Genomic DNA, 24,870 nt, shown 5'->3' with positions numbered 1-24,870 from the left:
CCGCTGCTCGGGACGGGTTCGACCTACGGCCGTGGTTACCGTACAGTTGTGCCTCGGTGATTGATGCTCACGTGATGCGGCGTGCCTCTCCGAGGCGTGCGGCGGTGCGTGGCAGCAGCATTGACCACAAAGGGTAGTGGCGCAATTGGTAGCGCAGCGGTCTCCAAAACCGCAGGTTGCAGGTTCGAGTCCTGTCTACCCTGCCAGCGTGAACCCCAGCGGGGCCGCGCGCAGCGGGCCCACGTGAGTGGACCTGGAAAGCCAGTCCGCGCCGCCCGGCGCGCCGGGCCACAGGAGTGGGGTAGCAGTGAGCGACACCGAGGTGATCCAGAGCGCCGCGGAGCGTCCGAGCAGGGGCGGCGGCAACATCTTCGCCCGAATCGCGCTCTTCGTGCGCCAGGTGGTGGCCGAGCTCAAGAAGGTCGTCGCACCGACGCGCTCCGAGCTCATGACGTACACGTCCGTCGTGCTCGTCTTCCTGGTCGTCGTCATGATCTTCGTGGTGGCGCTGGACTACGCGTTCGGCATGCTCGCGGGCTGGGTCTTCGGCTGATCGACGCTTCCGCGACGGCACGCTGACGCGTCCGTAGAAGGCCCCGACCGCAGGTCGGCGCCGGTCCGGGTGCGCCGGACAAGCAGATGGGGCACGCTGCGCAGTACTTCGCTGTGATCGTTCTCGCCTGTTGCTGATTGTCCCTTCGCGGCATTTTCGCGCGACAATGGGCGAACACAGCTCGTAGAGGTACGCACACCCGTGCCGGGTGCAGCCCGGCGCACGAAGAGAAAGCAGGTTCGTTTCGTGTCCCAGGACTCTCTGGACCAGACGGAGAACGCCTCGCCGTCCGACGGCGACGATGCGGCCGTCGACGCGCCCCTGGACGCCGAGAACGTTGACGTGCCTGCGGACGCCGAGACTGCGGCCGACACCGACGCCGAGACCACGGACGAGAGCGACGCCGAGTCCACGGACGAGGGCGACGCCACGGACGAGCGCACCGTCGACGCAGACGGCGACGTCATCGTGGACGAGGTCGAGGAGTTCAAGCGAACCCTCCGCACCCAGCTGGGCGACTGGTACGTCATCCACTCGTACGCGGGCTACGAGAAGCGCGTGAAGACCAACCTCGAGAACCGCATCCAGAGCCTCAACATGGAGGACTACATCTTCCAGGTCGAGGTGCCGATGGAAGAGGTCGCCGAGATCAAGAACGCGCAGAAGAAGATCGTGAGCCGGGTCCGGATCCCGGGTTACGTCCTCGTGCGCATGGACCTGACCGACGAGTCGTGGGGCGCCGTCCGGCACACGCCGGGTGTCACGGGCTTCGTCGGGCACACGCACCAGCCGGTGCCGCTGAGCTTCGACGAGATCTACTCGATGCTCGCGCCGTCGATGCTGCCGCAGCCGTCGCAGGCCGGTCAGCCGGCCGCCTCCGGTGGCGCGTCGACCGGTGGCAAGGCCCCGGTCCACGTGGACTTCGAGGTCGGCGAGTCGGTGACCGTGACCGACGGTCCGTTCGACACGCTGCCCGCCTCGATCTCCGAGATCAACGTCGAGGCCCAGAAGCTCAAGGTCCTCGTTTCCATCTTCGGCCGGGAGACCCCGGTCGAGCTCGGGTTCAACCAGGTCGCCAAGATCTGAGTTCGTCCCCGGCACTTGCAACCGGGTCATCGCCCACGGCGTCGGCCCAACCGAACAGAAGGTAGACAAGCATGCCCCCGAAGAAGAAGGTCTCCGGCCTCATCAAGCTGCAGATCCAGGCCGGCGCCGCGACGCCGGCTCCGCCGATCGGCCCCGCGCTGGGTCAGCACGGCGTGAACATCATGGAGTTCTGCAAGGCGTACAACGCCGCGACCGAGTCGCAGCGCGGCAACGTCATCCCGGTCGAGATCACGGTGTACGAGGACCGCTCGTTCACCTTCATCACCAAGACCCCGCCGGCCGCCGAGCTGATCAAGAAGGCTGCCGGTGTCCCCAAGGGCTCCGCGACGCCGCACACGGTCAAGGTCGCCTCGATCACCAAGGACCAGGTCCGCGAGATCGCGACGACCAAGCTGCCGGACCTCAATGCGAACGACCTCGAGGCCGCATCGCTGATCATCGCGGGCACCGCCCGCTCGATGGGCATCACCGTCTCGGAGTGACGAGACCCGTCAGACCAAGGTGACCGGCGGACGTCGTCGGCCACCGCAAGTGGCAGGGCCATCCGGCCCGCTACGACCACAAGAGGAGAGAAACATGGCAAAGCGCAGCAAGGCGTACCTCGCCGCCGCGGAGAAGATCGACAGCGACTCGGTCTACGCGCCGCTGGACGCGATCCGTCTCGCCAAGGAGACCGCCACCGTCAAGTACGACGCGACCGTCGAGGTCGCGTTCCGGCTGAGCGTCGACCCGCGCAAGGCGGACCAGATGGTCCGCGGCACGGTCAACCTGCCGAACGGCACGGGTAAGACCGCCAAGGTCATCGTGTTCGCCAACGCCGCCAAGGCGGAGGAGGCCCGCGCGGCCGGTGCCGACGAGGTCGGTGGCGACGAGCTGATCGAGAAGGTGGCCGCCGGCTACACGGACTTCGACTCCGCTGTCGCCACGCCGGACCTCATGGGCAAGGTCGGTCGTCTCGGTAAGGTGCTGGGCCCCCGTGGTCTCATGCCGAACCCGAAGACCGGCACCGTGACGATGGACGTGGCGAAGGCTGTCGCCGACATCAAGGGCGGCAAGATCGAGTTCCGCGTCGACAAGCACGCGAACCTGCACTTCATCATCGGCAAGGCCTCCTTCTCGGAGACCCAGCTGCTGGAGAACTACGCGGCCGCGCTCGACGAGGTCCTGCGCCTCAAGCCGTCGTCCTCGAAGGGCCGCTACATCAGCAAGGCGACCATGACCACGACGATGGGCCCCGGCATCCCGCTGGACCAGAGCAAGACCACCAAGCTCCTGGACGACGTCTCGGCCTGAACCGAGCGCTCCTGAGCGCGAGAAGGCCCGCATCCCCTCGGGGGTGCGGGCCTTTTTGATCTGTGTTCGGCGGGATGTATCGAACCGGGTGTTCGCCCCTCTTGTCTGATGAGCGGCACGGTGCCGACGCGCGTCGAGGAGGGAGGAGTGCCTGATGGGCACAGTTTTCTACCTCCCCGGATCCGCGGTCTCGGCCGTAGACTCGGCTGGTCCAAGTGGTCCACGTCCGGTACTGGACATGGAAACATCCGCCAGCAGAGAATCCCGTGGTGCAATGACAGGATCAAGGGAGGCCCTGCCCGACGTCGACGGGTCCGGGCTCACGCTCGGCGATCGCGCTGCGATCGCCCTGACCGAGTACCGCGAGGGCAACCACCAGGCACTCGGTGAACTGGTCCGCGAGGCGACGCCGCTGCTGTGGCACACGGTCCGTGCGCAGGGCGTCGAGCCTGATGCCGCCGAGGACGTCGTGCAGAGCACCTGGGTGGCGCTCGTGCGGCACGCCGACTCCATCGCGGAGCCCAAGGCCGTGCTGAAGTGGCTCCTGGTCACGGCGAAGCGCGCCGCCTGGGAGGCCGTGCGCAAGCATCGCGACGACGAGAAGCGCCGCACCGAGCTCCCGGACGACAGCCCGGAGCACCCGACCGCGCTCCCCTCGAAGGACCCGTTGCCGGATGCCGAGGTGCTGCGCGACGAACGCGACCGCATCCTGTGGACGTCGCTCCAGAAACTTCCCGGACGCTGCCAAGAGCTGCTGCGTCTGGTTTCGCTCGCCGACCGGCCGGACTACCGGTACATCTCGGCGGCGATCGGAATGCCGATGGGTTCCATCGGCTCGACCCGTGGACGCTGCTTGGCAAAGCTGCGCACCATCCTCGACGAGCAGGGGGACTTCTCGTGGACCTGACGCCGGATCCGAACAAGGACGAAGAGGCCATGGGGGACCTCTCGTTCGACCCGAAGGGCAGGATCGACGCGGACGACGGAACCGTGCTCACCCGTCTTGCCCATCTGGTCGAGGCGGTTGACCCGGTGCCGAGCGACCTCGTCGAGCGGTCGCTGTTCGCGATCACCCTGGCCGGCCTGGAGGCCGACCTCATGGAGGCCGTCTACCTCGACGCGCCGCTCGCGGGCGTCCGGGGGGCCGCCGCTGCAGCGCGCGCCGACGACACGGCGCCGGCCGAGGCCAAGACGATCACCTTCACGCACGACTCGCTGACCGTCATGATCAGCCTGTCCCCGTCCGCCGGCGGGCGGGTACGGATCGACGGGTGGGCCGCTCCAGCGGCCGGCCTGGACGTGGAGCTGCACCGCCCGGGGGTCGACGTGGTCACTGTCGCCTCCGACGAGGACGGTCGGTTCGCCTTCGACTCCGTCGAACGCGGGCGCGCGAGCCTCGTGGTCCGCCGGACCGACGGCGGTGGCGGCGCCGTGAGCACGCCGGTGATCGAGCTCTGAACTTCTGAACTGTTGGAACCCTGACCCTGCCGAGGGGGCGCGGCAAGGTCGGCCGAGTGCGTCTATCGATGGAGAGGTACTGCTGTGAGTGAGCCCATGCCCGAGGGAATGCGCGTCCGGGACCACGCCGGGATGTGGCGTCCGGCGAGAGACCTGGACCCGGCGGAGGTCACGTCGCGGCGAGGCGGGCGGGTCAGGCCAACCCAGTACGTAGCGAACCGCCTGATCGTGCGTGGGCGGCCCGACGGCGACGACGCCGTGCTGGTCGCCTTGCGTGATCGCGCACGGGCGCGTGGCCTTGCCCTGGAGGAGGTCGCCCTGCACCCGGGAGCATCTCGGGAGGGGGAGAGCTTGCTGGACGCGCGACACGGTGTGGCGTTCCAGGTGACGGGGAACGAGAGCAGCGTCGGGGAAGCTGACGCGTGGGACCTCATGGATGAGGTCGCCGAGGTACTGGGTGATGACGACCGTCCGCGTGTTTCGCTGGACCACCTCGTACTTGGTCACCAGAAGTGGGAGCCGCACGGCCCTCCTGGGACCCGTTCGCCCGCAAGTTTTCTGGGACCGGCTCCCCTGCGTGCCCACGGTGAAGGCACCACACCGTTCGTCACCGCGGAAGGGGCTGCCCGACCTGTCATTGCCGTCTTGGACTCCGGTATCGGCGCGCACCCGTGGTTCGAGGAGCCAGGTACCGTCGTGATCCGCGATGCGACGGTAGACGGGGAGCCGATCGGCACGAGTGCCGAGGACGAGCCACTCTATGACTGCGAGGTACGTGGTCGCCGTCGCGATCGCGCGGACGAGCTCGACACCTACGCGGGGCACGGAACCTTCGTTGCGGGGGTTGTCCACCAGGTATGTCCCGACGCGGCAATCCTGCCTGTTCGCGTGTTCGGTGGCGACGGTCGAGTCAGCGAATGGGACCTGGCACGTACGCTCGAGAAGCTCCTTGAGTACCACCTGCGCGGCGTTGCCGGTCAGGAAGGGTTCCACCCCGTCGATGTGGTCGTGCTGAGCGCCGGGTTCTATGCCGAGCACCCCGAGGACGATGACGACTACGAGGGTGTCCTGCGAGGCCGCCTGCGTGATCTTCGCCGGGTGGGGGTCCTGGTCGTGCTCTCGGCGGGTAACGACGGCTCTGCCAGGCCGACGTACCCGGCGGCATGGGCACCGAAGGTCTATCGCACGGAAGCAGGGGCCGTGCCGCGTGACCCTTCGGACCTTCGACCGGACTACACCCCTCTGCTGGCCGTCACCGCGATGAACCCGGACGGCTCGCTCGCCGATTTCAGCAACGATGGTCCGTGGGTGACAGCCGTCCGGAACGGCGTACGTGTCGTGAGCTCGATGCCCACGACCTTCGATGGCTCGCAGGAGCCGTGGAAGAGCGGCGATGGCCTACGGCAGTCGCTCGATCCTGACAACTTCGTGGGCGGTTTCGGCACGTGGAGTGGCACGTCGTTCGCCGCCCCGACACTTGCGGGTGAGCTGGCCGGAGCGGTTCTTGCCGCACGAGTGACAGCCGCGGTAGGGGGAAACGGGCTCAATGGGAGCATCTCAGCTCGTGTAGCGGCAGCATGGAACGCAGTAGCCGCGGTCGGCGACTTGTACGCGAGGGCGCCTGCCATGGCAGGGTGACCTGCTAGGCGCGTGGGCGCCTTGTCGTGTTGGAGGCGCACCGTGGACCCGAGACTGTCAGCACTGCGTAACCGCTACGAGGCTGCCAGGAAGTGGAACTCACAGTACGAACCGGCGAAGGCCGCCGAAGGGTTTCGCGCGTTGTTGTCCGACCTCCGTTCCACGGACGCGGCGGACCGCGCTGCGCAGGAGGAGCACTCGCGCCTCACCACACGATGCTGGCTCGGGCTAGCGGTAGCGGAGTTCGGTATCTCCGGCGATCTCGACACCGCTACTGCGCATATTGAACGAGCCGAGGCCAGCGCGTCCTGTGCACCAGAGACGGTGAGACCCAACCTGGTCGGACTGGTCTCCGGACAACGGGGTGTCCTGCTGCTTCGGGTGGGTAATTTTGCGGAGGCTGCTGGACACATCTCCGACTCGATCAAGTCGCACGCACCAGATGACCATCGCAGCTTCGCGATCGACCATCTGAACAGAGGCTTCGCCGTGTCTCAGGCCGGCAAACTCCACGATGCCCTGCGCGACTACGAAGCGGCTCGTGATCGCTCGGCGCTGGCCGGAAGCAGCGTGACCCAGGCATCGGCCTTGCACAACATCGGCTACGTGCGTCACCTCCTGGGCGACCTGCCTGGCGCACTGACCGCGATGGAAGAGTCGCGCAGCCTGCTCCCGGATGGTGCACGTGGGATCGAGAACCTGGGTCGTGCAGAGGTGCTCTTCGAGGCGGGTCTGGTCGCGGATGCCGAGACCATGCTCGCTGAGACAGTCCCCGAACTCGCCGAGTCGAGACTTCGCCCTGAACGTGCGGAGGCAGAGCACTACTGGGCGCGGAGCCTGCTGGTGCTGCGTCGATTTGATGAGGCGCAGCGCGTTGCTCGCCTGGCTCGCCGGCATTTCGAGGCAGCGGGTCATGCTCCCCGTGCCGTGCTCGCGCGCGTTCTGGAGCTCGAAGCAGCCCTTGCGCCAGCTCGGCGGGCAGAGCCGGTCGCCCGGGGCCTGGCTCGGCGTCGAGCAGGACAGTCGCTTACTGCCGCGCGTCAAGGCGATGCAGCCGGGCCGGTCCTCGGCCAACATCCTGGGCACGCTGCCCGGCTGGTCGCTGCGCAGTGGTTCCTGCACGCGGAGGATCTCGACTCTGCGCGCGCCACGCTGCGAGAACTCCCGCGTGGCATGTCGAACGCACCGCTGACGATGCGGATCCAGCACTACACGGCCCAGGCTGAACTAGCGTTCGCCGCGAATGATCGTGCCAGGGGGCTCCGGGCGGTCCAGGCTGGTCTGGGTCTGCTCGCGGACCACCGGAGTCGACTCGGTTCGGTCGAATCAGTCACCGCTGCCGCAGCCCACGGCGTCGATCTCAACCGCATCGACGTCACCGCCGCCGCTCGTACCGGGAGACCGTCAGCTCTGTTCGACGCGCTGGAGCGAGGCCGCGCGACGTTCGCGGGCACCGGTCGAGTCACCCCGCCGAACGACCCAGAGGCTGCGGCGCTCCTGACCGAGGCACGCGGTCTGTTGGCGAAGGCTCGCGAGATGGGTGCAACAGGTGCCAGGGAGCGTGAAAGGCTCACCCGTCGCGCACACCGAATCCAGAACGAGGTGCGTGAACGCTCGTGGCGGCACGCCGGCAACGCAGGCGGTGTGCAGCGGCCGGTGACGGCTAATGAGCTGCGCCGCGTTCTCGTTGGTCGTGGCGACGGGGCAGCGGTGGTTGCCAACTTCCTGGTGCTTGATGGCGTCCTGCGATGTGTTCGAGTGGATGCCCGGACTGTGACGATCATCGACTTCGGAACGGCCGACGACGTCACCGAACGCGTCCGCCGCCTAGGCGCTGACTTCGCCATGGCCGCCAACGACCTGATCCCTACGCCGCTCCGCGCCGCTGCCAAGTCATCGCTGGAACGCAACCTCAAGGTCCTCGACGACATCCTCCTCGCCCCGCTCCGCGCCCACGGCGACCTCTACGTCGTCGCCCGCGAGCCCTTGCTCAGCGTTCCCTGGACCGCGCTCCCGTCCCGCGCCGGCCTGCGCACCGCCGTCAACTCCTACGTGGCACGGGGCCGCACCCACGCCCGGCCCAGCGGCAAACGCCGACTCCTGGCGGCAGCCGGCCCCGGCGTGAAGCACGGCACCGAGGAGGTCCACGCCGTCGGGCGCCAGTGGGCAGGCGCGACGGTTCTGACCGGGGAGCACGCCGTCACCGAGCACGTCCGTACCGCTCTGGCCACGCACGACGTCGTGCACCTCGCCACCCACGGCCAGCACGACGCCGACAACCCCCTCTTCGCGAGCATCGACCTCGCGGACGGTCCGCTGTTCGCCCACGAGCTCGACGGGACGCCGCTGCCCGGGTCGGTGGTCATCCTGTCGTCGTGCGAGGTCGGTGGCTCCACCCAGGTGCTCGGTGGTGAGGTGCTCGGCCTGACGTCGGTCCTGCTGCGACTCGGCGCCCGCGCCGTCATCGCCTCGGTCGCCAAGCTCTCCGACGAGCTCGCGGCCCGCGTCATGCCCCGCCTGCACGCCCACCTGCGCGACACCGACGACCCGGAGGCGGCGCTCGCGGCGGCCCTCAAGGACGTGGCGGAACCCGTCCCGCTGGTCTGCTTCAGCTCGGTCGAAGGGCTCGCGAATCGTTGACCGGAGCCAAAGACTGCCCGTAGCATCCCTCACATCCGATATGTCGAGTTCTGTATCTGAGAGCTCACGTCGATGGGAGTGCTTATGCGCAAGAACCAGGGTGGCTTCATCATCAGCCGGGAGAACGGCGGCTTCACTCGCCGGCAGAACGGCGGCTTCTAGAACGCCGTTCATACCGACATGCGTCCATCGGCTCTGCTGGTCCTGTGGCACACCACCATGCGGGCCTGGCGGGCTTCGAACTGACTGAGGGGAGTGACTATGCGCAGGAACAAGGGCGGCTATTGAGCCAGGAAGTCAGGCAGTCTGAGACCGCCTATGCTCTCTGGGCTGGCTAGCACGCATTCCCGAGTTCACGCCGCGCCCGAGTTCACGCCGAGGTCGGCTGTGGCCGGAAGGGTGTCGCGGCCGTGGCGCAGGCGGGACGGTGATCTCTACGTCAGCACGTCGTGAGGGCGGGTTTGCGGTCGCTCTCCTGCAGAGTCTGTTTGGTCCGGAGTTTCCGGGCAGAACTCAGTCCACATTAAGGGGGTAGCAATGCGCAGGAACGGCGTTGGATTTGGTCGCAAGAACATGGGTGGATTCTAGGATTGGCAAATTGGGCGTGGGTCGCACTCGGCAACGGGGCCGACCCCCACGCTGATCGTCGAATGTGTGGGGCACGGGACGGTCGTGCAGGGCCGTCCCGTGCCGGTATGTACTTCCGTACAGGACTAGGTAAACATGGACACAAGAGTGACCGTTCGCCCGTTCGCACCCGTTGACTTGGGACAAGTGGTCAGTTTTGAAGAGGTCGTCTTTGGCGAGGATCGATGGTCCCGGGATTCGATTGAAGCGACGGTCGAGCACCCCGACACCCGGCTGTTTGTGGCCGAAGTCGAGAACGAGAGTGGGCCAACTTTTGCGGGCTACTGTGCGTTGTATATCGAGGGCTCGACCGTATTCGTCACTACAATCGGGGTGGGGGAGCGGTTCCGGCGGATCGGTGCCGGTCGGGCTATGATGGCAAGGCTGATGGATGAGGCACGTCGCATGGGTGCGTCGTCGATGCGCCTTAATTTGCGTATCGAAAACTTCGGTGCCAAGAAGTTGTACGAGTCGATAGGTTTCAGATCCGTAGGGGTCGAGAAGGGCTACTACGAGTCGGACGGTGCCGACGCGGAGACGATGGTGCTGGAGTTCTGAACTCATATCTCCTCCTCGACGCAATGGACCGGGCTCGGCGGATATGGGACAGTCGGCCTGGTTTAGTTTTCCGGGGAGCGTGCGGGTTGCTACATGCGCTGTCCTCGGTCAGTCCGTTCAACGTGACTTTTCAACTTGAGACTGTCGACGTCCTGGAGTTCCGACCTGCAGCGTTGTATCGGCCGGTGACATAGGGCACGTCACCCGCTAGCGTGTCCCGCCTGACGCCCCGTGGCGGCGCCAAAGAGGCGAGGGGGCACCATGTGGCCGGAACTTGAGGCGGAGCTGCTGGTCGCGCGGGAGCTCAACTCCCGGTCGCGGCCCGGCGACGCTCTGCCCCGGTTCCGGGACCTGCTCGACCGGCTGCGGTGCATCGACCCCGCCGGCCTCGACCCCGGGGACCACGAGCGCTGGGCCGAGGGCACCGTGCGTTCCCTGACGGGGGAGGCGGTCGCCGTCCAGGCGGTCGAGGACACGCTCGACAAGCCCCTCGCGCTCCTCGAGGACGCCGATGTTCGTGCGGACGCCGCACCGCCGTCGTCCAGGGCGATGCTCGCCGCCGTCATCGAAGGGACGCGCGGCCTGCTCCTGCAGCGCGCGGGCCGGCAGGCCGACGCCACGAAGGCCTTCGACCGCGTGCTCGCGGAGCCGGTGCTGCTGCCCCCGCGCGACCTCGCGGTAGCGTTGCTCAACCGGGGTGCGACGGCGATCGAGACCGGCCGGCTCGACGCCGCGCTCCAGGACTTCGACGCCTGCCACGAGCGGGCGATGCGCGCCGACCTGCCCGGCGTCGCGTCGCTCGCGCTGCAGAACACCGGCTTCGTGCGGTACGCGCTCGGCGACATCCCGGGCGCTCTGCAGGCCATGGCCGCGGCCCGTGCCGTCGACCCCGAACGAGCGGACGGGGTGCTCGACATCGGCCGCGGCGCCGTCCTCTACGAGGCAGGCCTGCTCGAGGACGCCGAGCGGGTGCTCACCCAGGCGATCTCCCGCATGGTCCTCCCCGGCCGGGCCCAGCACCGCGCGGACGCCGAGTACTTCCGCGCCCGCTGCCTCATGGCGCTGCACCGCTGGGACGAGGCCCGCGCCGGCGCGGCCTTCGCCCGGCAGTACTACGCGGGCATCGGCCACCCGCAGCGAGCAGCGGTCGCCCACGTCGCGGAGCTGGAGGCGATCCTGCTGCCGGTCCGCCGCGGCGAGGTCCCCGTGCCGGACGACGCGCGCCTCCGCGCCGAGCACGCGCTCGAAGCGGTGCGGGCCGGCGACGAGGTGGACCCGCTCCTCGGACAGCACCCCGGGCTGGCCGCACGGTTCGTCGCGGCCCAGTGGTACCTCCTGGCCGACGACGTCGCGGCCGCCCGCGCCGTGCTCGACAACCTGCCCGACGGCATGGCCAACGCTCCGCTCACCACCCGGATCCAGCAGCAGACGGTGCTCGCGCAGATCGCCTTCGCATCGGGGGACCGCGAAGCGGGCGTCGCCGCCGTGCGACTGGGCCTCGGGCTGCTGGCCGACCACCGCGTCGGCCTGGGCTCCGTCGAGTCCGTGACCGCCGCCGCCGCGCACGGCGTCGACCTGCAGCGCACCGACGTCGAGGCCGCCGCCCGGACCGGCGAGCCCGACGCGCTGTTCGAGGCCCTCGAACGCGGCCGTGCCACCTTCGCCGGCGTGGGTGGCGCCGCCGCCCCGGACGACCCCGCCGTGCGAGCACTCGTCACGGAGGCCCGCGGCCTCGTCGCCCGGGCCCGCACACTCACGAGCCGGGAGAGCGCGGCCGACCGCTCGTACCTCTTCGAACGCTCCGGCAGGCTCCTGGCGACCGCCCGCGAACGCGCCTGGCACCGCACGGGCGACGACTCCACCGCGGTCGAGGAGCGCCCCGCCACCGTCGCGGACGTCCGCAGCCTGCTGTCCGCCCGCGACGACGGCGCCGTGGTCGCCAACTTCCTGGTGTTCGACGGCGTGCTGCGCTGCGTCCGCGTGGACGCGCACGGCACCCGCATCGTGGACCTGTGCCCCGGAGCCGACGTCGCCGAGCGGGTGCTGCGCGCCCGCGCCGACCTCGGGGTGTGCGCCAACGACCTCGTACCCCCGGCGCTGCGCGACGTCGCCCGGCGCTCCCTGACCCGCAACCTCGACGCGATCGACCGGCTCCTCGTCCAGCCGCTGGAGGCCGAGGGCTCCCTCTACGTCGTGGGCAGGGACCCGCTGGTCGGGGTGCCCTGGACCGCGCTCCCGTCCCGGCGCGGCAAGCGCACCACGATGCGGTCGTACGTGGCGCGGGGACGAGCCCACCCGCGGCCGGGGGAGGAGCACCGCCTCCTCGCCGCCCACGGCCCCGGCGTCACCCTCGGCGCGCAGGAGGTACGGGCGGTCGGCACCGTCTGGCCCGGCGCGACGGTCCTCACCGGCGCGGACGCCACCACGTCCGCCGTGCGCGAGGCGCTTGCCACGCACGACGTCGTGCACCTCGCGACCCACGGCCGGCACGACGCCGACAACCCCCTCTTCGCCTCCGTCGACCTCGCCGACGGTCCGCTGTTCGCCCACGAGCTCGACGGCACACGGCTGCCGGGATCCGTGGTCATCCTCTCGGCGTGCGAGGTCGGCGGCTCCTCCCAGGTGGTCGGCGGCGAGGTGCTCGGGCTCACCGCCGTGCTGCTGCGGCTCGGCGCCCGCGCCGTCGTCGCGGCAGTCGCCCCGCTCTCCGACGCCGTGGCCGCCCGCGTGATGCCACGCTTCCACGCCCACCTGCGCGCGACCGACGACCCGGAGGCGGCGCTCGCGGCGGCGCTCGCCGACGAGCCGGAGCTGGCACCGCTGGTGTGCTTCGGCTCCCTGGAGGGCTTGGAGCGCTGACGACGACCGGGAGTGCGGCACGTCAGGTCTGAACCGCTGGGATCAGGCACTCGCTCCCTCCGCGGACTTGGTTGACCCCTCGACTGCTCTGCGTCAGACTCATGCGCACTTGTCCAGATTGGCGCGTTTGGGGTTCGTGATGGCCCCTGCGGTCGAGCCAGTTGGCAGCTAAACGGAGGAAGTCCGCGTGTCGACTGAAGCCACTGAACCAGCAGAGGTCGAACGGGTTTCACCTCCGTTCAAGCGGGACAAACTTGCGCACCTGTGGATCGTGACTCGGGCGATGTCGGGTGTCACCGACACGATCTGGAGCATCGGTCTCGCTTGGACTGCTGTGCAGGTCGGCAGCCCGGCTGCAGCGGGCGTTGTCGTAGCTGCGGGAACGGTACCTCGTGCCCTGTTGCTCATGTTTGGCGGGACGTTTGCTGACCGATTCGACATCCGCCAAGTACTGATCTGGTCGAACGTCGGCCAGTTGTCGGCTCTGGCGGCTGTGTTGGTTGCCTCGACCGCTGCAGAGCCGTCCTACCCCCTACTGATCGCTGCCGCTGCGATCCTTGGCGCCTGTGACGCCATGTACGAACCAGCTGCAGCGACGATTGCGCGTCAGATCGTCCACCCCTCGGATCTGCCGGCCTATACGGGCGTCTACCAGACGGTCGGCAGACTGGGCGAACTGTTCGGATCCGCGGCTGGTGGCGTCGTGGTTGCGTACTGGTCCATCCAGGGAACCGCGGTACTGAACATCGCGGCGTTCGGTGGAGTCTTGCTCGTCCTGTTGTTCGGCCTGAGGCTCCGGTACCCGATCGCGAAAGTTGAGTCGGGATCGATACTTCGAAGCGTTCTCGGCGGCTTCGCACACCTGAAAGATGCCCCTCTGACGAGGACGCTCGTTCTGTCGCAGATGCTGCTCAACGTCTTCATCGTCCCGCCGCTCGGACTTGGAATAACGCTCCGTACTAGGGAACTGGGTCTTGGAGCCGAAGTCGTGGGATACGTCGGGGTCGCGGTCGGCATCGGCGCAACGGTCGGCGCCCTACTTACGATCCGGTTCAAGGCTCAACACCCCGCGCGACTCGCGTACATCCTCTTCGCCGTCGAGGGGTTGGCTATTGCCTTGTTGGGTGTCGGTGGTGTTGAGACCTTGTACGTTGGCGCGTCGACCATGGGCCTCTGCGCTGGGGCAGCATCTTCGATGCTTGGTGCAGTCTTCATCGCGCAACTCAAGGGCGAGTACACGGGCCGGATGATGGCGCTCGCGCAGGTTGGCGATGAGTGTCTTCTGCCGCTGAGCACTGTCACGTTCGGCGTCGTCGTAGGTGCGACCTCAGCAACCGCCGGTCTAGCCATCTTCGGCCTGGCCATGTTCATCGCGATGGCTCTGCCGTTGCGGAATCGGCAGATTCGAAGAATCACTGTCTCGTGACATGTCCGTCTCGCAGCGGGGATCGAGTTGGCGCCTCTGGCGTGATTCGGCTCCCTTGGGGGCTTGAGCGCTGATGGCGCCTGCCCAGCCCGGCCCGTTTGACGTCGGCTGCGTCGGCGCCGTGTGGACTCCGTCGAACGTAGGGTTGGTCGCAGGAGGAGGCTCGATAACGCGACGGAGCCTACTTTCGGCGGCGTGTGGCGGGCGCCACCCTGACTTGGGAGCGGCATCGGGCTTTAGTGGGTGTACGATCTCCGTGTAACCCAAGACCGCCGGTTGTCCGACGCTGCTCTCTCGCAGAGCGGAAGAGGACCGAAGTCCCGCAGAGAGCGGGGGCCTGCGTAGGTGCGAACTCGAGTGCGGCCCTGCCGCGCAACCGAGCCCCGTCGCCTGCGCCGGGGCTCTTTCTCATTTCCGGGGCCCAGCCCGGGGCGTACGCCTCAGGGAACGGTGGTACCACCACCGGAAGGACTGCCATGGCGACGCCGGAGAAGGCAGCCGCTGTTGCGGAGCTCGCGGACAAGTTCCGTGACTCCAACGCAGCCGTGCTGACCGAGTACCGCGGGCTCACCGTTGCGCAGCTCAAGGAGCTGCGTCGGTCGCTCGGCGGCAACGCAACCTACGCCGTGGTGAAGAACACGCTCACGGAGATCGCGGCCAAGCAGGCCGGTGTCGAGGGTCTCGACGCCGCACTGAAGGGCCCCTCCGCCATCGCATTCGTGACCGGGGACCCGGTCGAGGCTGCGAAGGGACTGCGTGACTTCGCCAAGGCGAACCCCGCTCTGGTCATCAAGGGGGGCGTGCTCGACGGCGCCTCCATGACGGCCGCAGAGATCACGAAGCTCGCGGACCTCGAGTCCCGCGAGGTTCTGCTGGCCAAGGCGGCCGGTGCCATGAAGGCGAAGATCAGCCAGGCTGCTTACGCCTTCAGCGCCAAGCCCGCTCAGGTCGCTCGCGTCATCGATGCCCTGCGTCAGAAGCAGGAATCGGAGGGTGCTGCCGCCTGATCGGGTGGTAGCACAGCAACAAACCCCCTGCTTCTGGCGGGCTGACCGGCCCGCGAAGCGATTACCGAAAGGAACGCCAACATGGCGAAGCTCAGCACCGAAGAGCTCCTGTCCACCTTCGAGGAGCTCACCCTTCTCGAGCTCTCGGAGTTCGTGAAGGCCTTCGAGGAGAAGTTCGACGTCACCGCTGCCGCTCCGGCCGCCGTGGCCGTTGCCGGCCCCGCCGGTGGCGCCCCCGCCGAGGCCGCCGAGGAGAAGACGGAGTTCGACGTCATCCTCGAGGCTGCTGGTGACAAGAAGATCCAGGTCATCAAGGAGGTGCGCGCGCTCACGTCCCTCGGTCTCAAGGAGGCCAAGGACCTGGTCGACGGCGCCCCCAAGCCGGTTCTCGAGGCTGCCGACAAGGACGCCGCCGAGAAGGCCAAGGCTGCCCTCGAGGGCGCCGGCGCCACCGTCACCCTCAAGTGACCTCTGGCTGTACCGCCTTCGGGCTGGTGTGACGGTCGCCCGGGCTCGTCCCGGGCGCCGTCCGCCGACTGCAGAGGCCCGCACCCTTGAAGGGTGCGGGCCTCTCGTGTCTTCGCAGTTCACCCGCTACGCCGCGGCCGTGCGGATACGCAACGATTCGAAGGTTATTGCGATCTCGGCGTGCACGTAGTAGGGCGACTGGACATACTAGAACCAGATAGGTATGCTAGCGCTTTGCGCCCGCGTGTGCCCTCGACGCCTCCCCCTGCTTCCCGAAAGTCCTGGTTGCATCCCCGCTTGTGGGATGCCCTCCGGCGACCGGTGAAGTCCGGCAGAGCTTCCTGCAGCACCGCAGAGCGTACAGCGTTCACTCGAACTGCAGGGAAGGACCCCTCTTGGCTGCCTCGCGCACCCCTTCAGCTCCGTCCGCCGAAGCCATTGCGAACCGTACCGCTTCCCGTCGCGTTTCTTTCGCAAAGATCTATGAGCCACTCGAGGTCCCCGACCTGCTTGGCCTTCAGACCGAGAGCTTCGACTGGCTTCTTGGTAACCCAGCCTGGCAGGCCAGGGTAGAAACTGCCAAGGCGGCTGGCCGTAATGATGTCCCGGAAACCTCGGGCCTCGAGGAGATCTTCGAGGAGATCTCCCCGATCGAGGACTTCGGCTCCTCGATGTCTCTCTCCTTCTCGAACCACCGCTTCGAGCCGCCGAAGTACACGGCGGACGAGTGCAAGGAGAAGGACTTCACCTACGCGGCCCCGCTGTTCGTCACCGCGGAGTTCGTCAACTACACCACCGGTGAGATCAAGAGCCAGACCGTCTTCATGGGTGACTTCCCGCTCATGACGGCCCGCGGCACCTTCATCATCAACGGCACCGAGCGCGTCGTCGTCTCCCAGCTGGTGCGTTCGCCGGGCGTCTACTTCGAGCGCACGCCCGACAAGACCAGCGACAAGGACGTCTTCTCCGCGAAGATCATCCCGTCGCGTGGTGCCTGGCTCGAGTTCGAGATCGACAAGCGCGACGCCGTCGGCGTCCGCGTCGACCGCAAGCGCAAGCAGTCCGTGACGGTGCTGCTCAAGGCCCTCGGCATGAGCGAGGCGGAGATCCGCGAGGAGTTCGCCGAGTTCCCGTCGGTGCTCGACACGCTCGAGAAGGACCACGTCCACACCGAGGACGAGGCCCTGGTCGACCTGTACCGCAAGATCCGCCCGGGCGAGCCGCCCACGGTCGAGGCCGGTCGCGCGCTGCTCGAGAACTTCTACTTCAACCCGAAGCGCTACGACCTCGCGAAGGTCGGCCGCTACAAGGCGAACAAGAAGCTCGGTGTCGACGCCCAGCTGGCCGAGTCCACGCTGTCGCTGACCGACGTCGTGGCCACGATCAAGTACCTCGCGGCCCTGCACGCCGACAAGCAGGCCCTGTCGGGCATGCGCAACGGCGAGCAGGTCGAGGTGCGCGTCGAGGTCGACGACATCGACCACTTCGGCAACCGCCGCATCCGCGCCGTGGGTGAGCTCATCCAGAACCAGGTGCGCACCGGTCTGTCCCGCATGGAGCGCGTCGTTCGCGAGCGCATGACCACGCAGGACGTCGAGGCCATCACGCCGCAGACGCTGATCAACATCCGTCCGGTCGTCGCGTCGATCCGTGAGTTCTTCGGTACCTCGCAGCTGTCGCAGTTCATGGACCAGAACAACCCCCTCGCGGGCCTGACGCACAAGCGTCGCCTCAACGCGCTGGGCCCGGGTGGTCTGTCCCGTGACCGCGCCGGCATGGAGGTCCGTGACGTCCACCCGTCGCACTACGGCCGCATGTGCCCGATCGAGACCCCTGAGGGTCCGAACATCGGTCTGATCGGTTCGCTCGCGTCGTTCGGTCGCATCAACCCGTTCGGCTTCATCGAGACGCCGTACCGCAAGGTCGAGAACGGCAAGGTCACCGACAACATCGAGTACCTGACGGCCGATGACGAGGACCGCTACATCATCGCGCAGGCGAACACGCCGCTGCTCGCGGACGGCACGTTCGTCCTCGACCGCGTGCTCGTGCGCACCAAGGGTGGCGAGACCAACGACATCCCGGGTGCCGAGGTCGACTACATGGACATCTCGCCGCGCCAGATGGTGTCGGTCGCGACTGCCCTGATCCCGTTCCTCGAGCACGACGACGCCAACCGCGCCCTCATGGGTGCGAACATGCAGCGCCAGGCGGTGCCGCTGGTCCGGTCCGAGGCCCCCGTGGTCGGTACCGGCATGGAGCGCCGCGCGGCGGTCGACGCCGGCGACGTCATCGTGGCCACCAAGCCCGGTGTGGTCACCGAGGTCTCGGCCGACCTGGTGCTCGTGGCGAACGACGACGGCACGACGGGCTCGTACCGCGTGCACAAGTTCGTGCGCTCGAACCAGGGCACGAGCTACAACCAGCGCGTGCTGGTCGACGAGGGTGCGCGGGTCGAGGTCGGCTCCGTGCTCGCGGACGGCCCGGCGACGGACGAGGGCGAGCTCGCGCTCGGCCGCAACCTGCTGGTCGCGTTCATGTCGTGGGAGGGCCACAACTACGAGGACGCGATCATCCTGTCGCAGCGCCTCGTGGAGGACGACGTGCTCTCCTCGATCCACATCGAGGAGCACGAGGTCGACGCTCGCGACACCAAGCTCGGCCCCGAGGAGATCACGCGGGACATCCCGAACGTCTCCGAGGAGGTCCTCGCGGACCTCGACGAGCGCGGCGTGATCCGCATCGGTGCCGAGGTCGGCGCCGGCGACATCCTGGTCGGCAAGGTCACCCCCAAGGGTGAGACCGAGCTGACCCCGGAGGAGCGCCTGCTGCGCGCGATCTTCGGCGAGAAGGCGCGCGAGGTGCGCGACACCTCGCTCAAGGTGCCCCACGGCGAGCAGGGCACGGTCATCGCGGTGCGCGAGTTCAACCGGGAGGACGGCGACGAGCTGCCCGCCGGCGTGAACCAGCTGGTGCGCGTGTACATCGCGCAGCGCCGCAAGATCACGGTCGGCGACAAGCTGGCCGGCCGCCACGGCAACAAGGGCGTCATCTCGAAGATCCTCCCGCAGGAGGACATGCCGTTCCTCGAGGACGGCACGCCCGTCGACGTCATCCTGAACCCGCTGGGTGTGCCGGGCCGCATGAACGTGGGCCAGGTGCTGGAGACCCACCTCGGGTGGATCGCCAAGCAGGGCTGGGACGTCTCGCTGGCCGAGGACAAGGGCGGGGAGTGGCTGGAGAGCCTTCCCGACGTCGCCCACACGAGCGAGCCGGGCCGCCCTGTCGCCACGCCGGTGTTCGACGGCCTGGAGGAGGTCGCGCTCCGCGGTCTCTTCGGGGCGACGCTGCCGAACCGTGACGGCGAGCGCATGGTCAACCCGGACGGCAAGGCGTTCCTCTTCGACGGCCGCTCCGGCGAGCCGTTCCCCGAGGCCGTCTCGACCGGCTACATGTACATCCTGAAGCTGCACCACCTGGTCGACGACAAGATCCACGCACGTTCGACCGGCCCGTACTCGATGATCACGCAGCAGCCGCTGGGTGGTAAGGCGCAGTTCGGTGGTCAGCGGTTCGGTGAGATGGAGGTCTGGGCACTCGAGGCGTACGGCGCCGCGTACACGCTCCAGGAGCTGCTCACCATCAAGTCCGACGACGTCCCGGGCCGTGTCAAGGTCTACGAGGCGATCGTCAAGGGCGAGAACATCCCCGACTCGGGCATCCCTGAGTCCTTCAAGGTGCTCCTCAAGGAGATGCAGTCGCTGTGCCTGAACGTCGAGGTGCTCTCGAGCGACGGTGTCTCCATCGAGATGAAGGAGTCGGACGACGAGGTGTACCGCGCCGCTGAGGAGCTCGGTATCGACCTCTCGAGGCGGCCGAACGCCGCCTCCAGCGTCGACGAGATCTGACACCGGTCCGCGCCCGTGCATCGGGCGCGGACCCGGACTCCAGGCGCGGGCCTGGACACCACGAGGATTTTCGAGAACTTCAGGAAGTAGGACATCTTGCTCGACGTCAACGTCTTCGACGAGCTGCGTATCGGCCTCGCCACGGCCGAGGACATCCGTGCCTGGTCGCACGGTGAGGTCAAGAAGCCAGAGACCATCAACTACCGCACCCTCAAGCCGGAGAAGGACGGGCTCTTCTGCGAGAAGATCTTCGGTCCGACCCGCGACTGGGAGTGCTACTGCGGCAAGTACAAGCGCGTGCGCTTCAAGGGCATCATCTGCGAGCGCTGCGGTGTCGAGGTCACGCGCTCCAAGGTGCGTCGTGAGCGCATGGGCCACATCGAGCTCGCCGCTCCCGTCACCCACATCTGGTTCTTCAAGGGTGTGCCGTCCCGTCTGGGCTACCTGCTGGACCTGGCACCGAAGGACCTCGAGAAGGTCATCTACTTCGCGGCCTACATGATCACGTCGGTCGACGACGAGGCCCGCCAGGAAGACCTGCCGAACCTGCAGAACGAGATCGATCTCGAGAAGAAGGAGATCTCCGACCGCCGGGACAACGACATCAACACCCGCGCCCAGAAGCTCGAGGCCGACCTGGCCGAGCTCGAGGCCGAGGGTGCCAAGGCCGACGCGCGCCGCAAGGTGCGCGACTCCGCCGAGCGCGAGATGGCTCAGCTCCGCAAGCGTGCGGACCAGGAGCTGGACCGCCTCGAGCAGGTCTGGGACCGGTTCAAGAACCTCAAGGTCGCTGACCTCGAGGGCGACGAGATGCTCTACCGGCAGCTCCAGGACCGCTACGGCACCTACTTCGAGGGTGCGATGGGCGCGAACGCGATCCAGCAGCGCCTCCAGAACTTCGACCTGGAGGCCGAGGCCGAGTCGCTGCGCGAGACCATCCGCTCCGGCAAGGGCCAGCGCAAGACCCGTGCACTGAAGCGGCTCAAGGTCGTGAACGCGTTCCTCACGACCACGAACTCGCCCACGGCGATGGTGCTCGACGCCGTCCCGGTCATCCCGCCGGACCTGCGCCCGATGGTGCAGCTCGACGGTGGCCGGTTCGCGACGTCCGACCTGAACGACCTGTACCGCCGCGTCATCAACCGCAACAACCGTCTCAAGCGGCTGCTGGACCTCGGTGCGCCCGAGATCATCGTGAACAACGAGAAGCGGATGCTCCAGGAGGCCGTGGACTCGCTGTTCGACAACGGCCGCCGCGGCCGCCCGGTCACGGGCCCCGGCAACCGTCCGCTGAAGTCGATCTCCGACATGCTCAAGGGCAAGCAGGGTCGATTCCGGCAGAACCTGCTCGGTAAGCGCGTCGACTACTCGGGCCGTTCGGTCATCGTGGTGGGTCCGCAGCTCAAGCTGCACCAGTGCGGTCTGCCCAAGCAGATGGCGCTCGAGCTGTTCAAGCCGTTCGTCATGAAGCGGCTCGTGGAGCTCAACCACGCGCAGAACATCAAGAGCGCCAAGCGCATGGTCGAGCGCACCCGCCCCGTGGTCTGGGACGTGCTCGAAGAGGTCATCACGGAGCACCCCGTGCTCCTGAACCGTGCGCCGACGCTGCACCGCCTGGGTATCCAGGCGTTCGAGCCGCAGCTCGTCGAGGGCAAGGCCATCCACCTGCACCCGCTCGTGTGCGGCGCGTTCAACGCCGACTTCGACGGTGACCAGATGGCCGTGCACCTGCCCCTGAGCGCCGAGGCGCAGGCCGAGGCCCGCATCCTCATGCTCTCGAGCAACAACATCCTCAAGCCGTCGGACGGCCGTCCGGTGACCATGCCCTCGCAGGACATGATCATCGGTCTGCACCACCTCACGAGCGACCGTCCGGACGCCGTGGGCGAGGGCCGTGCGTTCGGTTCCGTCGCGGAGGCCATCATGGCCTTCGACCGGGGCGAGCTGGACATCAACGCGAAGATCAAGCTGCGGATGTCGGACCTCGTGCCGCCGCTGAAGGACTTCGAGGCGCCCGAGGGCTGGGAGCCGGGGCAGCAGCTCCTGTTCGACACCACCCTCGGCCGGTACCTGTTCAACGAGGCGCTGCCCGTCGACTACCCGTACGAGAACGGCGTGGCCGACAAGAAGCGTCTGTCGACGATCGTCAACGACCTCGCCGAGCGCTACCCGAAGGTCGAGGTGGCCGCGGCGCTGGACGCGCTCAAGGACGCCGGCTACCGGTGGGCCACGCGTTCCGGTGTCACGATCGCCATCTCCGACGTCGCTGCGCCGACCGCCAAGGCGGAGATCCTCGACGAGCACGAGGCTCGGGCCCTCAAGGTCCAGCAGCAGTTCGACAAGGGTCTGATCACCGACGACGAGCGCCGTCAGGAGCTCATCGAGATCTGGACGCAGGCCACCGACAAGGTCGCGCAGGCCATGCGGGTCAACCTCGAGAGCAACGCGCGCAACACCGTCATGCGCATGGTCGGCTCCGGCGCCCGTGGTAACTGGATGCAGGTCCGTCAGATCGCCGGTATGCGCGGTCTCGTGGCGAACCCGAAGGGCGAGATCATCCCTCGTCCGATCAAGTCCAACTACCGCGAGGGCCTGTCCGTCCTCGAGTACTTCATCGCGACGCACGGTGCCCGTAAGGGTCTGGCCGACACGGCCCTCCGTACGGCGGACTCGGGTTACCTGACCCGTCGTCTGGTGGACGTCTCGCAGGACGTCATCATCCGCGAGGAGGACTGCGGCACGGAGCGTGGCCTCACGCTGCCGGTCGCCGAGAAGCTCCCGGACGGCTCGCTCGTCCCGGACGACCGCGTCGAGACCAGCATCTACTCGCGTACCTTCGCGACGGACGTGGTGGACGCGGACGGCAACGTCATCGCGACCGCCGGGTCGGACGCGGGCGACGTCATCATCGACCAGGTGATCGCCGCCGGCATCGAGAGCGTCAAGGTCCGTTCGGTCCTGACGTGCGAGTCCCGCGTCGGCACCTGCGCCAAGTGCTACGGCCGCTCCCTGGCCACGGGTCTGCTCGTGGACATCGGCGAGGCCGTCGGCATCATCGCGGCGCAGTCGATCGGTGAGCCGGGCACGCAGCTGACGATGCGTACCTTCCACACCGGTGGTGTGGCCGCCGCCGAGGACATCACGCAGGGTCTGCCGCGTGTCACCGAGCTCTTCGAGGCCCGCACCCCCAAGGGTGAGGCGCCCATCGCGGAGTACACGGGTCGCGTGACGATCGAGGACACCGAGCGGACGCGTCACCTCGTGCTGACGCCGGACGACGGTGGCGAGGAGATCAAGTACCCGGTCACGAAGCGTGCGCGCCTCAAGATCGCGGACGGCGACCACGTCACCGTGGGTACCCAGCTCGTCCAGGGTGCTGTCGACCCGAAGAAGGTGCTGCGGATCCTCGGCCCGCGTGCCACGCAGACGCACCTGGTGGACCAGGTCCAGGAGACCTACCGCAGCCAGGGTGTGGACATCCACGACAAGCACATCGAGGTCATCGTGCGGCAGATGCTGCGTCGCGTGACCGTGCTCGACTCGGGTGACTCGCACCTGCTGCCCGGTGAGCTCGCGGAGCGCATGCGCTTCGAGGACGCGAACCGCAAGGCCGTGTCGGAGGGTGGCCAGCCGGCCGCCGGCCGTCCGGAGCTGATGGGTATCACGAAGGCCTCGCTCGCCACCGACTCGTGGCTCTCGGCGGCCTCCTTCCAGGAGACCACCCGGGTGCTCACCGAGGCGTCGATGAGCGGTCGTCGCGACCCGCTGCTGGGCCTCAAGGAGAACGTCATCATCGGTAAGCTCATCCCGGCCGGTACGGGTCTGCCCCGCTACCGCAACGTCGAGGTCGAGCCCACCGAGCAGGCCAAGGCCGAGCTCTACCCGAGCTTCGGCTACGACGAGATCGACTTCCCGACGCTCGGTATGGGCTCGGGCGAGGCGATCCCGCTGGAGGACCTGGACCTCGGCGACTTCCGCTGATCCGGTCCTGACCGCACGCCAGAGCGAGCCTGTCAGCAGCACGTGGATGTGTCAGACGTACAGATCACCCCGGTGACCTGCACGTCTGACACGTCCGGCGGCTGCTGACAGGCTCGCTGTGTTTCGGCGGGCGTTCGGACGGGCAACCTCACACCCGATTCGTTTTGACCGCCTGTAAACACGTGAGTATTCTTAGAATTCGTGCCCGCGCCGTCGGGTCGCACCTCTTGAAGGCAGCCGCGAGGCAGCTTCGGAAGCGACCGATGTGAGTGCGTGGGCATCCCGGTGTAATCCTCGGGGGCACGTCGTGCCCCGATGGTGGAGCCGGGCCATCGAGCCGGTGGTACGTGGCGTAGCAGTCCCCGTGGGGGCTGTGGGTGCCGCATGCGATCGGCACGCACAAGCCAGAACCATCGACGGGGACGCCGGCAGGGCGTCGCCGAAGCTCAAGAAGACGACGGAGACGTAGTGCCTACGATCCAGCAGCTCGTCCGCAAGGGGCGTACCTCGAAGGTCACGGCGTCCAAGACGCCGGCCCTTCATGCCTCCCCTCAGCGGCGCGGTGTGTGCACTCGCGTGTACACCACCACCCCCAAGAAGCCGAACTCGGCGCTCCGCAAGGTCGCGCGCGTGAAGCTCTCCTCCGGTACCGAAGTCACCGCGTACATCCCCGGTGTCGGCCACAACCTGCAGGAGCACTCGATCGTGCTCGTGCGCGGCGGCCGCGTGAAGGACCTTCCCGGTGTCCGTTACAAGATCGTCCGTGGCGCTCTCGACACCCAGGGTGTCAAGGGTCGCAAGCAGGGCCGCAGCAAGTACGGCGCCAAGAAGGAGAAGAGCTGATGCCCCGCAAGGGTCCGGCCCCGAAGCGGCCGCTCATCGTTGACCCGGTGTACGGGTCCCCTGTTGTCACGCAGCTGATCAACAAGGTCCTGCTCGACGGCAAGAAGTCGACCGCCGAGGCGATCGTCTACGGCGCCCTCGAGGGCGTCCGCGCCAAGACGGACGGCGACCCCGTCGTCGTGCTCAAGCGTGCGCTGGACAACGTCCGCCCCGCGCTCGAGGTGCGCTCCCGCCGCGTTGGTGGTGCCACCTACCAGGTGCCCGTCGACGTCCGCCCCACGCGTGCCACCACGCTCGCACTGCGCTGGCTCACCGACTTCTCCCGCGCTCGTCGTGAGAAGACGATGACGGAGCGTCTCATGAACGAGATCCTCGACGCGTCGAACGGTCTCGGTGCTGCGGTCAAGCGCCGCGAGGACATGCACAAGATGGCCGACTCCAACAAGGCCTTCGCGCACTACCGCTGGTAGTAGCTTCCGAGCGGCCCCGGGTCACCCCGGGGCC

The 24,870-nt window shown here is 67.8% G+C and carries 17 protein-coding genes and 1 tRNA gene; all 18 read left to right on the top strand.

Translation table 11 applies throughout. From position 1 onward, the window contains the following. Positions 1 to 130 precede the first annotated feature (130 nt). The 18 genes from ACYVK7_RS25855 to rpsG all read left to right on the top strand — a co-directional run bounded on the left by ACYVK7_RS25855 (position 131) and on the right by rpsG (position 24,836). Positions 131 to 206 (top strand) — tRNA-Trp (locus tag ACYVK7_RS25855). Between the two features lie 101 nt (positions 207 to 307). Beyond that, a complete protein-coding gene (gene secE, locus ACYVK7_RS25850) occupies positions 308 to 553 on the top strand; it encodes a preprotein translocase subunit SecE (protein WP_460890586.1) in 246 nt (81 codons plus the stop codon). A gap of 246 nt (positions 554 to 799) precedes the next feature. Further along, the gene (gene nusG, locus ACYVK7_RS25845; RefSeq protein ID WP_460890585.1) at positions 800 to 1,639 is read left to right on the top strand and encodes a transcription termination/antitermination protein NusG; all 840 of its coding nucleotides are present in this window, start codon (positions 800 to 802) and stop codon (positions 1,637 to 1,639) included. Between the two features lie 71 nt (positions 1,640 to 1,710). Beyond that, positions 1,711 to 2,142, top strand: coding sequence for a 50S ribosomal protein L11 (gene rplK / locus ACYVK7_RS25840; RefSeq protein ID WP_275004517.1), 432 nt, complete (start codon positions 1,711 to 1,713; stop codon positions 2,140 to 2,142). 94 nt (positions 2,143 to 2,236) lie between these two features. Further along, on the top strand, positions 2,237 to 2,953 hold the full coding sequence (gene rplA, locus ACYVK7_RS25835; protein ID WP_357465115.1) for a 50S ribosomal protein L1: 717 nt from the start codon (positions 2,237 to 2,239) through the stop codon (positions 2,951 to 2,953). A 274-nt stretch (positions 2,954 to 3,227) separates the two neighbouring features. Beyond that, positions 3,228 to 3,860 carry an RNA polymerase sigma factor gene (locus tag ACYVK7_RS25830; RefSeq protein ID WP_460890584.1) on the top strand — a complete coding sequence of 211 codons (633 nt, stop codon included), beginning with the start codon at positions 3,228 to 3,230 and terminating at the stop codon, positions 3,858 to 3,860. Continuing rightward, complete coding sequence (locus ACYVK7_RS25825; RefSeq protein WP_460890583.1) at positions 3,851 to 4,411, top strand: hypothetical protein; 561 nt, start codon at positions 3,851 to 3,853, stop codon at positions 4,409 to 4,411. Before ACYVK7_RS25830 ends, ACYVK7_RS25825 begins: the two co-directional genes overlap by 10 nt. Before the next feature lie 84 nt (positions 4,412 to 4,495). Further along, positions 4,496 to 6,049 carry a S8 family peptidase gene (locus tag ACYVK7_RS25820; protein ID WP_460890582.1) on the top strand — a complete coding sequence of 518 codons (1,554 nt, stop codon included), beginning with the start codon at positions 4,496 to 4,498 and terminating at the stop codon, positions 6,047 to 6,049. Between the two features lie 42 nt (positions 6,050 to 6,091). After that, positions 6,092 to 8,689 carry a CHAT domain-containing protein gene (locus ACYVK7_RS25815; RefSeq protein WP_460890581.1) on the top strand — a complete coding sequence of 866 codons (2,598 nt, stop codon included), beginning with the start codon at positions 6,092 to 6,094 and terminating at the stop codon, positions 8,687 to 8,689. A gap of 735 nt (positions 8,690 to 9,424) precedes the next feature. Next, complete coding sequence (locus tag ACYVK7_RS25810; protein WP_460890580.1) at positions 9,425 to 9,874, top strand: GNAT family N-acetyltransferase; 450 nt, start codon at positions 9,425 to 9,427, stop codon at positions 9,872 to 9,874. A gap of 261 nt (positions 9,875 to 10,135) precedes the next feature. Continuing rightward, positions 10,136 to 12,733 (top strand): CHAT domain-containing protein, encoded by a 2,598-nt coding sequence (locus tag ACYVK7_RS25805; protein ID WP_460890579.1) that lies wholly within the window; start codon positions 10,136 to 10,138, stop codon positions 12,731 to 12,733. Between the two features lie 187 nt (positions 12,734 to 12,920). Further along, on the top strand, positions 12,921 to 14,159 hold the full coding sequence (locus tag ACYVK7_RS25800) for an MFS transporter (protein ID WP_460890578.1): 1,239 nt from the start codon (positions 12,921 to 12,923) through the stop codon (positions 14,157 to 14,159). A gap of 476 nt (positions 14,160 to 14,635) precedes the next feature. Then, the gene (gene rplJ / locus ACYVK7_RS25795) at positions 14,636 to 15,166 is read left to right on the top strand and encodes a 50S ribosomal protein L10 (RefSeq protein WP_377190354.1); all 531 of its coding nucleotides are present in this window, start codon (positions 14,636 to 14,638) and stop codon (positions 15,164 to 15,166) included. An 81-nt stretch (positions 15,167 to 15,247) separates the two neighbouring features. Beyond that, positions 15,248 to 15,634 (top strand): 50S ribosomal protein L7/L12, encoded by a 387-nt coding sequence (rplL, locus tag ACYVK7_RS25790; RefSeq protein WP_357465130.1) that lies wholly within the window; start codon positions 15,248 to 15,250, stop codon positions 15,632 to 15,634. Between the two features lie 395 nt (positions 15,635 to 16,029). Next, positions 16,030 to 19,542, top strand: a complete 3,513-nt coding sequence (gene rpoB, locus ACYVK7_RS25785) for a DNA-directed RNA polymerase subunit beta (RefSeq protein ID WP_460890577.1) — start codon at positions 16,030 to 16,032, stop codon at positions 19,540 to 19,542. A gap of 96 nt (positions 19,543 to 19,638) precedes the next feature. After that, positions 19,639 to 23,523 carry a DNA-directed RNA polymerase subunit beta' gene (locus tag ACYVK7_RS25780; protein ID WP_460890576.1) on the top strand — a complete coding sequence of 1,295 codons (3,885 nt, stop codon included), beginning with the start codon at positions 19,639 to 19,641 and terminating at the stop codon, positions 23,521 to 23,523. 468 nt (positions 23,524 to 23,991) lie between these two features. Further along, complete coding sequence (gene rpsL, locus ACYVK7_RS25775; protein WP_108492305.1) at positions 23,992 to 24,366, top strand: 30S ribosomal protein S12; 375 nt, start codon at positions 23,992 to 23,994, stop codon at positions 24,364 to 24,366. Continuing rightward, positions 24,366 to 24,836, top strand: a complete 471-nt coding sequence (gene rpsG, locus ACYVK7_RS25770; RefSeq protein WP_020016110.1) for a 30S ribosomal protein S7 — start codon at positions 24,366 to 24,368, stop codon at positions 24,834 to 24,836. Before rpsL ends, rpsG begins: the two co-directional genes overlap by 1 nt. The last annotated feature ends 34 nt before the right edge of the window (positions 24,837 to 24,870 follow it).

The sequence above is a fragment of the Promicromonospora xylanilytica genome (assembly GCF_054782895.1).
The sequence above is the reverse complement of the archived record's forward strand: the minus strand, read 5'-3'. Positions and strand labels throughout refer to the sequence as shown.

Excerpts from the sequence above, each read along its gene's own strand:
- ACYVK7_RS25830 (WP_460890584.1), top strand. The coding sequence starts at position 3,228 with ATGACAGGATCAAGGGAGGCCCTGCCCGACGTCGACGGGTCCGGGCTC.
- rpsG (WP_020016110.1), top strand. The coding sequence starts at position 24,366 with ATGCCCCGCAAGGGTCCGGCCCCGAAGCGGCCGCTCATCGTTGACCCG.
- rplJ (WP_377190354.1), top strand. The coding sequence starts at position 14,636 with ATGGCGACGCCGGAGAAGGCAGCCGCTGTTGCGGAGCTCGCGGACAAG.
- rplA (WP_357465115.1), top strand. The coding sequence starts at position 2,237 with ATGGCAAAGCGCAGCAAGGCGTACCTCGCCGCCGCGGAGAAGATCGAC.
- ACYVK7_RS25805 (WP_460890579.1), top strand. The coding sequence starts at position 10,136 with ATGTGGCCGGAACTTGAGGCGGAGCTGCTGGTCGCGCGGGAGCTCAAC.
- rplK (WP_275004517.1), top strand. The coding sequence starts at position 1,711 with ATGCCCCCGAAGAAGAAGGTCTCCGGCCTCATCAAGCTGCAGATCCAG.
- rplL (WP_357465130.1), top strand. The coding sequence starts at position 15,248 with ATGGCGAAGCTCAGCACCGAAGAGCTCCTGTCCACCTTCGAGGAGCTC.